The sequence below is a fragment of the Chitinophaga niastensis genome (assembly GCF_003014755.1).
GTDB lineage: Bacteria > Bacteroidota > Bacteroidia > Chitinophagales > Chitinophagaceae > Chitinophaga > Chitinophaga niastensis.
Genome location: NZ_PYAW01000002.1, coordinates 1,396,534 through 1,411,365, shown reverse-complemented (window position 1 = coordinate 1,411,365; position 14,832 = coordinate 1,396,534). Strand labels below are relative to the sequence as shown.

Genomic DNA, 14,832 nt, shown 5'->3' with positions numbered 1-14,832 from the left:
GATTACTTTTTTGAGAATAATAATTCTGCGGGCATTCCTATTTTCAGGCTTCCATCATTTTTCACCTTTACTTTCATCGCATATACGAGGTTCGCTCTTTCTTCTTTCGTCTGGATAATTTTTGGGGTAAATTCTGCCTCATCCGATATCCAGGTAATGGTGCCGGGCCACTCTTTATATTTTCCATCCGGCATATCCGTTAGTACGGTTACCTGCTGACCAATCTTTACCTGTCCCAGTTGCGTTTCGCCTACATATGCGCGGAGTATAATTTCTGAGAGATCTGCAATTTTATACAACGACTTACCATAAGTTACCACCTCTCCTCTTTCCACGTATTTAACCAACACAGTACCATGAATAGGATTCACTACACGTGATTGTGTAAGCTGGTCTGCCACCTGCGCTACCTGTGCCTGTAATGGCTGCGTTTCGCTATTGTAGCCACTTACCTGTGTTTCCAGCGAAGACGCTAAGCTCTTATATTGTTTCTCCAGGATAGCAATCTGGGCATTAATATCATCCAGCTGTTTAGGGGTAGCAGCGTGGGCTTTGAGCAGGTTGGTAATACGTTGCTGTTCTATTTGCTGACGGGCTATCTGTTCTTTGATAACCTGCAGCTGAGGTTGAGCATCCGGACGTTTACTCAACACTGCTTTTATATTGGCCTGGAGCTGTGTTTTTTTCAGGTGCAACTGGGTAGAATCAATCCAGCCAACGATAGTATCTGCGGGTAATACCATGCCTTCTTCTACACCAAATACCAATAGTTTACCGGTACCTTCCGCGCCCACAATGGTTTCTACCGCTTCAAAATTTCCATAAGCATCTGATGTATGCTTGTTTGTGTTACAGGCACATAAGGCAGTGCAAAACAGTAGCGCAAAATGAAAAGCTTTCATGTATATATTATTTAGTAACCACGGATCAATTGATAGTTAATATGTGCCAGTGCCAGTTGCAGGGTATGTGTTTGCTGGCTGATACGCGCCTGTGTTTCTGCGTCCAGGTCCTGCACATAATCATGAACGGTAATGACGCCGTTGTCCAGTTGCGCTGCTGCCGCTTCTTTCACGCGAATGCGCAGTGCAATAATCGACTGGTCTTTTTCCAGTGTTTGCTGCAGCTGTTCTATTTCTGCCGCCTGTTGTGCCAGTTGCACGCGGGTATTGAGGGTGAAGGTGGCAGATTGTATGTCCACATTCTTTTCCTGCAACGTTAGTACCTGCTGCTCTTTGCGCTGGTAGTGCCAGTTCCAGAGGGTCCAGTTCAGCCGGACGCCGGTAATATAGAAGGGCGCAAAATCGTTGCTCAGCATATTCAACCCTGGCCGGCCGAAGCCACCTTGTACAAAAGCGCTTACCCTGGGGAGTTTGCGGGCGCCGGTTAACAATGATTGTTGTTGCAGTGCATTGCTTTGAAGATGATATAACAGCAGCTCAGGCCTGTTAAGTGTATCCGTCTCCGTTAGTGTTACCTGATCAGGCACAGTGCGTGTAGCCACACCCGTTAGCGTAACACCGGTGAGTAATTGCATCACGGCCAGGTAAGCTTTTTTGGACGATGCAGCTGCAATCTCCTGCTGCTGGGCTTTCAGGAGCTCTGCCTGTAGCAGGTCTACGCTGGAGGGCAACACTGTACCGTTGTTTACCCCGGCCTGTAACTTTTCCAATCGCTGTTGCAGGTCTTTTTGCGCCAGCTGTGAGGTAGTAATATATTCTGTAGATAACAATGCATTAAAGTATACCTGTGTTACCTGTTGTTTTACTTTATACAGTTCCACTTCTACCTGTTGTTGGGAAGTTTGTTGCTGTATAGCCTGTAAATCGCGCTGCTGCCGGGTAATGCCGCCATCATAAATTTGCTGGTTCACATCAATCGTAGCGCGGTATTGATCTTTGGCCAGTGGTGTTATATTAAGGCCGGGTAATTTAATGGGTAGTTGCACTACGTCTGATTGATAGGATGCTTGTCCGTTGAGTACGGCCTGTGGCAGCCAGGAGGAATTAATATTCTGCGTTTGTATCTTCAAAATATTATTCAATACCTGTTGCTGTTTAAGCAGGGGATAATTTTGCCGGGCCAGTTGCTGACATTGTTCCAGGGTGAGTATTGTTGAATCCTGGGCAGTGGCAGAGAGTGAAAACAAGACCCATATCCAGATCAGATGTTTCATTTTTAACTATTTAATTTAACCATTTAGTTAATCAACAGGCAAAAAAATTTAAGGCTTTAATGCTGCCATAATAAAGTCCACTACTTGTTTCTTTCGTTCTTCCATCATCATACGATACTGGATTTCATCGAGGCCTGCAATTGTTTGCAGCAAAGGTTTTGCGGCAAACGGGAAAATACACATCGATACAATGTTGAGTAATAATTGCAGCGGGCTTACTTTGCGGATCTCCCCTTTTTTCTGGACTTTCATTACTTTTTCTACAAAAGCCTGCACATCCGGTGGGTGACCACTTTTAGAAAACCTGTTAATAATGCGCTCCGGGTTTTGATGAATTTCATTCAGCACAAACATGGGCAGATAAGGATTCTTAATAAGATTGTTAATGTAATTTTCCACGATAGCAGCTACCATTTCGGCAAACGGCATATCCGATTTAAGGATAGCACTCAGTACTTTAAAAACGTTATCTGCGGCCTCTTCAAAAATGATATCAAAGAGCTTGTCTTTGCTGCGGTAATAGTAATGCAACATGGCCTTATTAATACCCGCTTCATCAGCAATATCCTGCATCCGGGCGCCGGAGAGCCCTTTTTGCATGAATATTTTTTTTGCTGCTGCTATGATCTGTGCTTCTGTGTTCTTCTCAGTCGCCATATTAACCATTTAATTTAACCATTTGGTTAACAAATTTACATAAAAAAACGAACGGGCAAAATTTATTTTATCCGTTCGTTAAAACAGCTGCTGCAAGATACCTGTATAGCAAGCGGTATCCTGCAGGCAGCCAATGGGGTTTACAATACAACTTAACAACCTAACAACTTTTAACCGTAATCAACATAGAAGATCTTTATGTCCTGGTTGCCGGTGCGGCGCTGTGAAAGCGCTGCACCGCAACTAAAGGAACGTATATTAACCGATCAACGGATGTACCATAAGGCCACCGTCTACATTATATTCTGCACCTGTAATAAAAGAAGCATCATCGGATGCAAGGAAAGACACCAGCTTCGCTACTTCTTCCGGTTGACCAACCCTGCCCAGTGGCATTAATTTGCCCAACAATGCATCGGCATCTTCCAATGCCAGTCCTACCTTTTCCAGCAATGGTGTGGCAATAATGCCGGGGTTCACCATATTCACTCTTATTTTCCTGGGAGCCAGTTCACGTGATAATGTTCTGCCAAAAGAATTGAGTGCTGCTTTGCTGGCGGAGAGTACGGCGGCACCAGGTGTACCGGAGTAAGCATTCAGGGCGGATAATAAGGTAATAGTACCTCCATCTTTGAGTAAAGGCAGCAATTGCTGTACGGTAAAGAAAGCACCCTTAAAATTGATGTTCATCACCTCATCATATTGTGATTCTGCAACGTCTGTGAAGGGAGATAACCGTGCCAGTCCTGCACTCATAACGAGTGAATCTATCTTGCCAAAGCGACCTTGTATATAGTCTGCCAATCGTTTTATATCTGAGAGGCTGGACTGGTCGGCAGTAAAGCCTTCTGCCGAATGCCCGAGTGCATGCACTGCCCGTTGCAATGCACCCGGATTACGGCCTGTAATCAATACCTTGGCTCCTTTCGCTAAAAAATCTGCTGCTGTTGCATATCCTATTCCGCTGTTACCGCCCGTGATAACAGCGATCTTATTGTTCATTGATGTCATGTCCGATTAGGTTTTAGCCGATTAATGGATGTACTATGAAACCACCATCTACATTATACTCTCCTCCGGTGATAAAAGAAGCATCATCAGACGCGAGGAAAGACACCAAATTCGCCACTTCTTCCGGCTGCCCTATTCTGCCCAATGGTATCACCTTCGCCATCAGCCCGGCGTTTATTACTTCCCTGGTAATGCCTTCCTTTTCGAAGATAGGCGTATCAATAGGTCCCGGGTTAACAATGTTGACCCTTATCTTCCTGCCTGACAATTCACGCGATAATGTTCTGCCCAGGGAATTAAGCGCCGCCTTGGTGGCGGAATATACGATGGCGCCTGGCATACCTGAATAAGCATTTATAGAAGATAATAAGATAATACTCCCACCATCATTTATTAAAGGCAGTAGTTCCTGTATAGTAAAAAATGCGCCTTTAAAATTGATGTTCATTAATTTATCAAAATCCTCTTCTGTCGTAGTGCTGAAAGGACCGAACTTTCCTATTCCTGCATTTACAAAAAGGATATCTATCTTCCCGTAAGTGTCACGTACATGGTCTGCTAATTTTTTTGCATCGCTCAAACTGGCCTGGTCTGCCACAAAGCCATCAGCCTGGTTGCCGAGTGTTTGCACTGCCTGCTGTACGGCATCCGATCTGCGACCTGTGATTAATACCTTTGCTCCTTTCGCCAAAAAATCTACTGCTGTTGCATATCCTATACCGCTGTTACCGCCCGTGATAACTGCAGTTTTGTTATTTAATAAAGCCATTATAGTTCGATTTATTTAAAATTATCAATATAATAAGATTAAAAAAATAGAGAAAACATTCTCTATAGATTCATTAATTTAAACATTTGAATATATAATCGTATAAAAAAAGCTGTTGGTTACCCGCCCGGTAGCACCTCAGCTTAACTTTAAAAAGAACATAGATAACTGTTTCATCATTTCCTTATTGATGGTCAGTTCCACAATTCTGCCGTTTTTGGAAGAATTCAAAACCCCACTATCTACCAGTATCTTCACGTGATGGGACACAGTTGGCTGCGATAAGCAAGTCAAATCACACACATCTCCACAGATCAGCTTACCCTTCCTTACCACCTCCATTATAATTGATAATCGATGTCGGTCAGCGATGGCATTTGCTGCTTTTTCTATAACTGCTACATCCATAGAACAAAAGTAATACTATTTTTGAAATATCGAAATATATCGATGGATTTATTTTTGAGGCCAGGCTAATTTCTTTTCCTCCAGCCTTTCCTTCCGGTACATGGCGGGCGTAACACCATAATATTTCTTAAAGAGCCGGCTCATATGGCTTTCATCCGTGAAACCCAGCTCATCAGCTATTTCGCCAATGGTTAAATCACTAAAAGATACCCGCAACTGCACCAGGTTTAGTTTATAAGAGATAATGAACTGTTGGATGCTTTCACCGGTTTGTTTTTTAAAATACTCCCCTATGTAATTAAGCGACAAATTAAATTTTGTTGCCAACACCTCCAGCTTCAACAACTCCGGCGTATAAATATATTTCCGGATATGCATGGTAATCTGACCAATCAGCGGTCCGGTACCCGCTTCTGTATTCAGGGTTACATCTTCCGCTATGTTTCTCGCCACAATATTCAGCAACAGCGTAACATAATGCTGCAGATTATTTTGATAATAAGGAGGTTTGCTTACATATTCTTCCATCATGTTATGAATGAGGGAAGCGATCATCCTGCAATCATTCACATGTTTAATCAACAACGGTTCGTGTTTGTTGTGATTAAAAAAGAGATATTCCAATTGCCGGAGCCATTCCCCGATACGTTCCTTCTCCTGTTGGGTGTAGCATTGCGACACAAACAATTCTGAAAAACGAATAGATACAAAACGCGTAGGCGTTTCTTCTTCAAAACCGCGGCAATCCTGCGGTGTAAATAAAAAGATGCTGCCTTTTTTATATGAAAACCTGTTTTGATTTACTATCCGCACACCACTACCCTCCTGGATCTGAATGATCTCAAAAAAATAGTACACCCGCGGACGCGGATTCCATTCAGACATATCTGCCTCAAACAATTCAAAAGGCGTATATAAATTCCGCTCTCCCATAGCCTGTAAAATTACAACACAAACCCCGGATTATACCTATTTCACCTGATCATCGCTCAATAATTTTGTGATATGAAAATAAATACAATGAAACTACTGGAACCCATCTCATCGCCATCACTGACACTTAACAATAAAGTTGTAATGGCGCCCATGAGCAGAAGAAGAGCAATAAACGGCATTCCCGGTGAACACATGGCTACTTATTACGGACAGCGGGCTACCGCAGGACTCATCATTGCCGAAAACGCCATTGTTAGTGCCAACGGCATGGGATACAGCCGGCTTCCCGGCATATACAACGATGAGCAAATAGCGGGATGGAAAAAAACAACAACTGCTGTACACAACAATGGTGGAAAAATATTTTTGCAACTGGTACACAGCGGAAGAATAGGACATCCGCTCAACCTCCCTGGCGGCGGCCCGCTGGTGGCGCCATCTGCTGTAGTTGCAAACGGAACTGTATCCACTCCGGAAGGCGTACTGCCAATGACTGTACCCGTAGCACTGAGTACAGTGGAAGTAAAAGAAATGATTCAGCTGCATTTACAGGCAGTAAAAAATGCGCTGACAGCCGGATTTGATGGTATAGAAATTCACGCAGCACATGGTTTCCTGGCGGAACAGTTTATGCATCCGCACAGCAATCAACGCACAGATGAATATGGAGGAAATATAGAAAACCGTACCCGCTTTTTACTGGAAGTCATAGCAGGAAGTGTTGCCATTGCCGGCGCTGACCGGGTAGGCGTCCGCTTCTCTCCTTTTGCAACACTCAATGATTTACCGGCGTACGAAGAAGAGATCGCTACACATATGTATCTCATTCCCAAACTAAACAATATGGGCATACGCTATATTCATCTCTCTGATCAATCTTCCAATGGAGATATACCTATTCCAAAAGATTACATCAGCTTGTTGCGCAAACAATTCAAAAACTGGCTTATTCTGAGTGGTGGCTTTGATGCAGATACGGCAGAAAAAACGTTGCAACGAAATGAAGCGGATCTTATTGCCTTTGGCAGGCCATTTATCTCCAATCCTGATCTGGTAGAGCGTTTCAGGTATCAATATCCGTTAACACCCGGTGATACAAAAACTTTTTATGAAGGTAATGACAATGGACTTATTGATTATCCTTTCATGATGATTTCGCAATAGTTGCAACCGGCATATTTTTATATTATCTTTACAAGCTTGCGCTGTTGTAATAACAACACCCGTAAGGAACTAAAATATGCCAAACAAACTATTGTCCATGATGCCTATGAAAAAGCACCTTTTATTACCCGTAGTATTCTTTGCTTTTACTGCCTGTCACGAAAGTAAAGCACCTATAGAAAACAGCACAGCAACTGCGCCTCCTCCGCAGGAAACGCCTGCCAAACAAGACGCAGTTGCCAATGCAACAGAAAGCAAATCACAAATCAGTACACCCTGCGCCATTTTTTATTCACCAGATAGTATCCAACTGGCAAAATTAAAAAAAGATAATGGAGAAGAAGCTTTTTATACCATTGCAGATGATTACCAGAATTACATGACAGACGCACGCATCTTCCTCGAAGGAAAAGGTGTAAAAATATTAGAACCAACCGGAGGAAAAATTAGTTTCCTTTCTAAAAGCGGCAGCAAAACTACACTCAACCTCAGCGATATTAAATACAGCTGGGAAGTATGGCTGTTTGATGGCAATGCATTGCATAAAGCCGATGTAACGGATTTTGAAGATGAATATCACAGGTACATGAAATAAAACAGTGATTATTATGATGAGCGAAGATTTCAGGGGATATTGTCTTTCCCAGGATTAGGCTGATTATACTGATTACCCTGATTTTATTTTTTTGATTATAAAAAGATTAGCGAAGATTAAAGCGGTTATACCCGCTCTGATCTTCGCTAATCTTTTTAAATCTTTCAAAATTCAAAAAACAAAATCAGGGTAATCAGTATAATCAGCCTAATCCTGGGAAAGACAATCTATCAAACGTGTGGCAGTTCTACAGTAAAAACGGTACCACTACCAGGCCGTGATACAACGCTGATATTACCTTTGTGCAGGCGGATAATTTTTTGCGAAAGCGATAAACCAATACCATTTCCATCTACAAAACGGTGATTGGCACCCCGGTAAAACGGGGTAAATATATGTGGCAGATCATCCCTGGAAACACCAATGCCTTCATCGGTAAAACGCAGGATGGTATAAGCTTTGAACCAGGTAACCGTTACGGTTACTTCCGGTGGCGAAGAAAATTTACAGCCATTTTCCAACAGGTTAGTAAAGGCTACTTTCAATAAATATTCATTGCCCGTAACAGATACTACATCGTCATCATCCTCATCTTCTTCAAATACTACTTTAATCGTGTAGTCAGGATGTGCCTGTAAAATATCCCGACGGGCATCCATCAGCACTTCATCCAAACGTATCTCTTTGAAAGTTATTTCTGCAGGATCGTAGCTGGCTTTGGCCAGGTCCAGCAGGCTGTTGGACAATTTCACCAGTTGCTGCGCATCAGCAATGGCGTGGTACATAGAAGCGCGGTATTCTGCTGCCGGCCGTTCCCTTGATGCAGTGATCTCCAGTTCCGCCATCATGGCTGTTAGCGGTGTTCGTAGTTCATGAGAGATATTGGAAACAAAATGTTTCTGCGCATCAAAAGATTGCTCCAGGCGATCCAGCATCAGGTTAAATGTAACGGCCAGTTCTGCAATTTCATCTTTCCCATTTCCTTCATCCAAACGCAGATCCAGGTTGGTAGCGGTAATCACCTCTACCTTGTCTACCATAGCAGAAACGGGCTTCAGGGCCTGATGGGAAAAAAATTGTGCTGCCAGTAATCCAACTATCACCGCTGCAAAAAAAGTAATAAACAGTGTCCAGGTCAGATTTTTCAATCGCGCGAGTCCGTATTCATCTTCTGCGGCAGCAGTAATAATATAGTCGTTACCGTTATGGCTGTATAAAAAACCTACTACCTGCAGCCCTGCCTGGTGAAACTCAATTTCTTTATGATCTGTAATATCCCGGATCATCGCTTTCGTTTCCTTTACCTTATCAATTTCCACGGCATCGTGGTACAATAAATGGAAGGCGGTATCATAGATGGCTACTTCTTCCTGGGAGCGGGAACCACTGGCATTTTTATAGATCAATTGTAAAACAGCGGGCGTTACTTTGGCATCCAGCAACAGGTTAGCCTTTGTAATAGCTTGCTGTCGCAGGTTTTTATAGTACTCTTCTTCCCTGTCATGAGAAAAAGAGAAATATACTACCAATGCAAACAGCACCAGCAGTGCGGCAATCACACCGGTAAAAAGTAAAGTGAGCCTGTTGCGGATTTTCATTATCAGCCTGCTTTAAAGATGAATCCCATGCCGGGCCTGGTGTGGATCAGCTTCACAGTAAATGCTTTATCGACTTTCTTCCGGAGGTAGTTGATGTATACATCAATGAAATTAGTGCCTGTGTCAAAGTGTGTCTCCCACACATTTTCAGCGATCTCTGTACGTGACAATACCCTTTCACTGTTTTGCATCATATATTCCAGTAAGCGGAATTCTTTAGGTGTAAGCGCTATTTCTTCTCCGTTACGGGTAACGATCTTTGTTTGCAGATTCATTTCCAGGTCGGCATAGCTCAACAGGTTATTAACTGGTTTAGCCACACCGGCATTACGTTTCAGCAAGGCACGGATACGTACCAGCAGTTCCCGCAGGTCAAAAGGTTTTACCAGGTAATCATCTGCCCCGGCATCAAATCCTTCTACCTTATCATCTGTAGTACCCAGTGCAGTCAGCATCAAAATGGGCATGGCAGGTAATGCTGCACGGATAGTGCGACTTACTTCCAATCCGTTTACACGGGGCAGCACAATATCTGTAATCACGAGGTCAAAATCGCCGCTCATAGCCAGTTTCAGACCAGCTTCCCCATCCCATGCCAATGTAACGGCATAGCCTTGTTCTGTTAATCCACGTTGAATCAATGCCCCTACTCTTTCTTCATCTTCTATCACTAAAATTTTCATCCTGTTTTATTTTGTCCAATGATCCCAAGCTGCCTTTGTAATTTTTGCGATAGTTGCCTCCCGCTCATCCTGATCGGCCTTTGCATCCGCAACAAATATAGCAATAGCCAGATGATGACCATTGGGTAACGTTATAATGCCTGCGTCATTAGTGGCCCTGGTTAAGCCACCAGCGGTACCTGAGGTACCTGTTTTATGTGCTACTACCGTTCCTGGTGGCAACAATCCTTTTATTCTTTTGGCACCGGGCCCGGAAGTGATCATCAGGTCCAATAGCAGCGCGTTACTGCTATCGGATAATACCTGTCCTTCGTAAAAGATCGTTAATAAGGCCGTCATAGCCGCTGGTGTAGACCAGTTCCGGTACTGCACCATTTCATCATTTACCTGTTGCTCCTTCTCCGTTGTAGCGATAGTCATTTGTTTAACACCCAACTGACGTACATACGTATTGGCGTTGGTGGTGCCGCCCAAGAGCCGTAACAGCACATCACAGGCCGTTCCATCGCTCGCTGAAATATTGTATTGTAATAATTCCCTGAGTGGAATAGCCACATTTCCAACCGGATATTTTTCACGGATAGGGCTCACGCCCCGGGGCATAATGTCTGATTTATTAACCATAACAGGCTGGTCCAGGGTAAATTTTTTCTTATCTACCTGGTCCAGTATCGCCATGGCAATAGGAAATTTATATACACTCTGCATCGGAAATTGCTGGTCCCGGTTATAGGACACCGTATCTCCGGTTTCCAATACCATCGCATATACACCTACTTTTGCCGGTATATTTTTGGAGATGGCAGCGATCTGTTGCCGGAGCGTTTGCTGCCCGGAGGATAAGCCTGATAACAATAGGAAAATGGCCATGATAGCCGGAAAATATAGTGTCTTATAGCGAATCATATGGAAGCTGGGATTGATTGCAAAATCAAATATAATTAAACAATCTACGGACTAAAATTAGAACAATTTGCCACCAAATAAGTTCCGTCTTCAATTTTACATTTAGAAATCCGCGTCCTTAATATTATTTTGGGCTCCAAATCCTGGATAAATTGAGCAAACCGATACTTGTTATAAAATTTGGAACGGCGTCCATTACCCATCAAAACGGGGATCTGGACGAGACGGTGATTGCCGGTATAGCCCGGCAGGTAGCAGAATTACATGCAGACTATCACATTGTGCTGGTATCTTCCGGGGCAGTAGCTGCCGGCAAACAGTTCCTCCGGCATTACAATGGCACCATCAGTGAGCGCAAAGCCGCTGCCGCCGTTGGTAATCCTTTACTGCTGAATAAATACAGCCGTTATTTTGCGCCGTATAATATTGCTGTCGCCCAAAGCCTGTGTGAGCGCCAGCATTTTTCCGACAGAGATCAGTTCCTGCAACTGAAACGTACCTACGAAGAACTGTGGGCCAGCGGTATCATACCCGTTGCCAACGAAAATGATGTGGTGAGCAGTCTGGAGCTGAAATTTTCTGACAACGATGAACTGGCCACCCTGATAGCCGTTGGCTTTGGTGCTTCTATGTTATTGTTCAGCACCTCCGTGGCAGGTGTACTGGACAGGTCAGGGCAGGTAGTACCTCAAATAGATATTATCGACAAAGCAGCCCTCGGGCTCGCGGATAAAGAGAAATCCAGCCTGGGTTTAGGTGGCATGGTATCCAAGCTCACTTTTGCCCGTTTAGCCACCAGGATGGGCATTAAAGTGGTAATATTCGGTATCCGTACCTTAGATGGCATTCTCAATGCCATTGCAGGCAAAACAGGTACCTTGTGCTTACCACAACCCTGCAGTATGCCTGCCCGTAAAAAGTGGCTGGCCAGCGGCAGCCTGGTAACCGGCAGAATACAAATAGATGCCGGCGCACAGCAAGCCCTGGAAAAGCGTCACAGCTTACTCGCAGTGGGTGTACAGGCTGTACTCGAAAAATTTGAATGCGGAGAAGTAATAGAGATTGTCAATGAAAAAAATATCGCTATTGCCGTAGGCAGAGCGAAAATTTCATCAGAGATACTGGACACAACGCAAAAAGCGCAGAATACCGAAGTGGCCCACGCCGATGATATTGTGCTGTTATAAAGCTAATAGACCATGGAAACTATACAACCCTTACTGGAAAAGGCAAAGCAGGCGACCGTATCTATACGTACCCTCCCTGATGCACAGAAACAGGCATTACTGCTGCAACTATCAGCAATAATACTGACACAATCTGATGTCATTATTGCGGAGAATAAAAAAGACCTGGACCGGATGCCCGATGAAGATCCGAAAAAAGACCGGTTGCTGTTAACTACTGCACGCATACGCAGTCTGGCATCCAGCCTGGAGGAGATCGCCGGATTACCGGACCCGGCTAATGAACTATTGCTCGAAAAGCTGCTGGACAACGGTTTGCGGGTACAAAAGAAAACAGTACCCCTTGGCGTGGTAGGCGTAATTTATGAATCACGTCCTAATGTTACGGTAGATGTAGCCGCACTGTGTATCCGCTCCGGTAATGTATGTGTATTACGTGGTGGCACAGATGCCTTTTATACCAATACGATACTTGTACAACTGATACAGGATATACTGAAACAGTTTGCGGTAGATATACATACAGTACAGTTACTCCCCACAGACCGCAGTCTGGTGGCTGAAATGCTGGCTGCTGTAAAATACATCGACATCATTATTCCCCGTGGTTCCCAGCAGCTCATTGAATTTGTGCGCGCCAACTCCAGGGTACCGGTGATAGAAACCGGCGCCGGTGTTTGTCATACTTACGTGGAAAAAACCGCCGACCTGCAACAAGCCGCCGCCATTGTCACCAATGCTAAAGTATCGCGCCCGTCGGTATGCAATGCACTGGACACGGTATTGGTAGATGAAGCCGTGGCAGCCGACTTCCTGGCATTACTCGCACCACAGCTCGCCCATTATGCAGTAGACGTATATGCAGACCCGTTAGCCTATTCTTTACTGCAAAAAAATAATTATCCGCAATTGTTTGTAGCACAACCGGAAGATTTCGGGCGGGAATTTCTCTCGCTCAAATGTTCTGTAAAAGTGGTACCTGATACATCCGCCGCACTGGCACATATTCAGACCTATTCTTCCCGCCACTCAGAAGCGATCATCTCCCGCGACACCGTAGTCAGTGAACGTTTCCTCAATGAAGTGGATGCAGCAGCCGTTTATGTAAACGCCTCCACCCGCTTTACAGATGGAGGCGTATTCGGACTGGGTGCAGAAATTGGTATCTCTACACAAAAATTACATGCACGCGGTCCGTTTGCATTGGAAAAACTGGTGACAGAGAAATGGTTTGTGTACGGTAACGGGCAGGTAAGAGAGTAGTCTGAACTATGATTTTTGTGATTAGTATGATTATCCTGATGAGCGAAGAATGTCTGAACTGTGATTTTTGTGATTGATATGATTATCCTGATGTGCAAAGATCTTAGCGGATGTTGTCTGAACCAGGATTTAACGGATTGAATGGATTACCCTGATGGGTGCCGAAGATCAAAGAGAAGATTTTCGCGGATATCTTCGATATAAAACAACATAACGCCCATCAGGGTAATCCATTCAATCCGTTAAATCCTGGTTCAGACAACATCCGCTAAGATCTTTGCACATCAGGATAATCATATCAATCACAAAAATCACAGTTCAGACATTCTTCGCTCATCAGGATAATCATACTAATCACAAAAATCATAGTTCAGATTACGCTACCGTTATCTGTGCATTCAAATACACATCCTGTATCGCATTCAGCAATGCAGTGCCTTCTGCCATAGGACGCTGGAAAGCTTTACGGCCGGAGATCAGTCCTGCGCCACCGGCTCTTTTGTTGATGACAGCAGAGCGCACTGCATCTGCCAGATCCAGTTCCCCTTCCGAGGCGCCGCCGGAGTTGATAAGTCCCATACGGCCCATATAACAGTTGGCTACCTGGTAACGACACAAATCAATTGGATTATCGGAAGTAAGCTGGGTATAAATGCGCTCATCCAGCTTGCCATAAGAAGAAGTGCCTGTGTTCAGCGCTTTGTAGCCGCCGTTGACAGTGGGTAGTTTTTGTTTGATGATGTCTGCCTGGATCGTTACGCCCAGGTGATTGGCTTGCCCCGTAAGATCTGCTGATAAATGATAATCCACATCTTTTTTAAAGGCATCATTACGAAGATAACACCACAGAATGGTGGCCATGCCCAGTTCATGCGCCAGTTCAAAAGCCTGCGACACTTCTACCAGCTGCCGGTCTGCCTGGTCGGAACCAAAATAAATGGTAGCTCCAACCGCTGTTGCGCCCAGATTCCAGGCTTCCTGCACCGTGCCATACATTACCTGATCGGCCTTATTGGGATATGTAAGGAGTTCATTGTGATTCAGCTTTACAATAAACGGAATGCGGTGGGCATAGGTACGTGATACCGCAGACAATACCCCGAATGTAGAAGCCACTGCGTTGCAACCGCCTTCTATGGCCAGTTTCACAATATTTTCAGGATCAAAGTAAGCAGGATATTTTGCAAAAGATGCGCCTGCACTGTGTTCCACGCCCTGATCTACCGGTAAAATGGACATATAGCCTGTTCCTCCCAAACGACCGTGATTAAATAGCTGTCCCAGGCTGCGCAGTACCTGCGGATTGCGGCTGGAGGGCTGATATATTTTATTAACCGTATCCGGCCCGGGCAGGTGCAGCAAGTCTTTGGAGATGGTCTTGCTCTCATGTTGCAGCAGGATATCACTATCTTTTCCTAATAATTCGCTGATTTTTTCCAAGGATAACATAAACATGCATTTTTTAGTAGGACTAATTTA

15 protein-coding genes are annotated in these 14,832 nt (G+C 44.4%); 4 read left to right on the top strand and 11 right to left on the bottom strand.

Features of this window, described 5'->3' with window-relative positions; genetic code table 11:
- Positions 1–2 precede the first annotated feature (2 nt).
- The 7 genes from CLV51_RS14050 to CLV51_RS14020 form a co-directional block, all read right to left on the bottom strand.
- Positions 3–902: an HlyD family secretion protein gene (locus tag CLV51_RS14050; RefSeq protein ID WP_106528645.1), complete on the bottom strand. Its 900-nt coding sequence runs from the start codon at positions 900–902 to the stop codon at positions 3–5.
- 11 nt (positions 903–913) lie between these two features.
- The gene (locus CLV51_RS14045) at positions 914–2,176 is read right to left on the bottom strand and encodes a TolC family protein (protein ID WP_106528644.1); all 1,263 of its coding nucleotides are present in this window, start codon (positions 2,174–2,176) and stop codon (positions 914–916) included.
- 48 nt (positions 2,177–2,224) lie between these two features.
- Positions 2,225–2,833 carry a TetR/AcrR family transcriptional regulator gene (locus CLV51_RS14040; RefSeq protein ID WP_158267019.1) on the bottom strand — a complete coding sequence of 203 codons (609 nt, stop codon included), beginning with the start codon at positions 2,831–2,833 and terminating at the stop codon, positions 2,225–2,227.
- Positions 2,834–3,091: 258 nt separating this feature from the next.
- Positions 3,092–3,844: an SDR family NAD(P)-dependent oxidoreductase gene (locus CLV51_RS14035; protein WP_106528642.1), complete on the bottom strand. Its 753-nt coding sequence runs from the start codon at positions 3,842–3,844 to the stop codon at positions 3,092–3,094.
- Positions 3,845–3,857: 13 nt separating this feature from the next.
- Complete coding sequence (locus tag CLV51_RS14030; RefSeq protein ID WP_106528641.1) at positions 3,858–4,613, bottom strand: glucose 1-dehydrogenase; 756 nt, start codon at positions 4,611–4,613, stop codon at positions 3,858–3,860.
- Positions 4,614–4,751: 138 nt separating this feature from the next.
- Entirely contained in the window at positions 4,752–5,021 is a 270-nt protein-coding gene (locus CLV51_RS14025; RefSeq protein WP_106528640.1) for an ArsR/SmtB family transcription factor, read from the bottom strand.
- 48 nt (positions 5,022–5,069) lie between these two features.
- Positions 5,070–5,954 (bottom strand): AraC family transcriptional regulator, encoded by an 885-nt coding sequence (locus CLV51_RS14020; RefSeq protein ID WP_106528639.1) that lies wholly within the window; start codon positions 5,952–5,954, stop codon positions 5,070–5,072.
- 72 nt (positions 5,955–6,026) lie between these two features.
- On the opposite strand from CLV51_RS14020, the gene CLV51_RS14015 reads away from it, so the two are divergent.
- Together CLV51_RS14015 and CLV51_RS14010 are read left to right on the top strand one after the other, a co-directional pair.
- Positions 6,027–7,121 carry an alkene reductase gene (locus tag CLV51_RS14015; RefSeq protein ID WP_170115332.1) on the top strand — a complete coding sequence of 365 codons (1,095 nt, stop codon included), beginning with the start codon at positions 6,027–6,029 and terminating at the stop codon, positions 7,119–7,121.
- A 76-nt stretch (positions 7,122–7,197) separates the two neighbouring features.
- Positions 7,198–7,716 (top strand): hypothetical protein, encoded by a 519-nt coding sequence (locus CLV51_RS14010; protein ID WP_146151285.1) that lies wholly within the window; start codon positions 7,198–7,200, stop codon positions 7,714–7,716.
- A gap of 230 nt (positions 7,717–7,946) precedes the next feature.
- Here CLV51_RS14010 and CLV51_RS14005 read toward each other — a convergent pair whose 3' ends face one another.
- The 3 genes from CLV51_RS14005 to bla are packed head-to-tail and all read right to left on the bottom strand — an operon-like array spanning position 7,947 to position 10,903.
- Positions 7,947–9,314: a sensor histidine kinase gene (locus CLV51_RS14005; protein ID WP_106528637.1), complete on the bottom strand. Its 1,368-nt coding sequence runs from the start codon at positions 9,312–9,314 to the stop codon at positions 7,947–7,949.
- 2 nt (positions 9,315–9,316) lie between these two features.
- Entirely contained in the window at positions 9,317–9,997 is a 681-nt protein-coding gene (locus CLV51_RS14000; protein ID WP_106528636.1) for a response regulator transcription factor, read from the bottom strand.
- A 6-nt stretch (positions 9,998–10,003) separates the two neighbouring features.
- Complete coding sequence (gene bla / locus CLV51_RS13995) at positions 10,004–10,903, bottom strand: class A beta-lactamase, subclass A2 (protein ID WP_211301994.1); 900 nt, start codon at positions 10,901–10,903, stop codon at positions 10,004–10,006.
- Between the two features lie 152 nt (positions 10,904–11,055).
- On the opposite strand from bla, the gene proB reads away from it, so the two are divergent.
- Positions 11,056–12,090, top strand: coding sequence for a glutamate 5-kinase (gene proB / locus CLV51_RS13990; protein ID WP_106528635.1), 1,035 nt, complete (start codon positions 11,056–11,058; stop codon positions 12,088–12,090).
- A 12-nt stretch (positions 12,091–12,102) separates the two neighbouring features.
- Complete coding sequence (locus CLV51_RS13985) at positions 12,103–13,353, top strand: glutamate-5-semialdehyde dehydrogenase (RefSeq protein WP_106528634.1); 1,251 nt, start codon at positions 12,103–12,105, stop codon at positions 13,351–13,353.
- A 375-nt stretch (positions 13,354–13,728) separates the two neighbouring features.
- Here the strand turns inward: CLV51_RS13985 and CLV51_RS13980 are convergent, their stop codons facing one another.
- A complete protein-coding gene (locus CLV51_RS13980) occupies positions 13,729–14,802 on the bottom strand; it encodes a class I fructose-bisphosphate aldolase (RefSeq protein WP_211301993.1) in 1,074 nt (357 codons plus the stop codon).
- Positions 14,803–14,832: the final 30 nt, after the last annotated feature.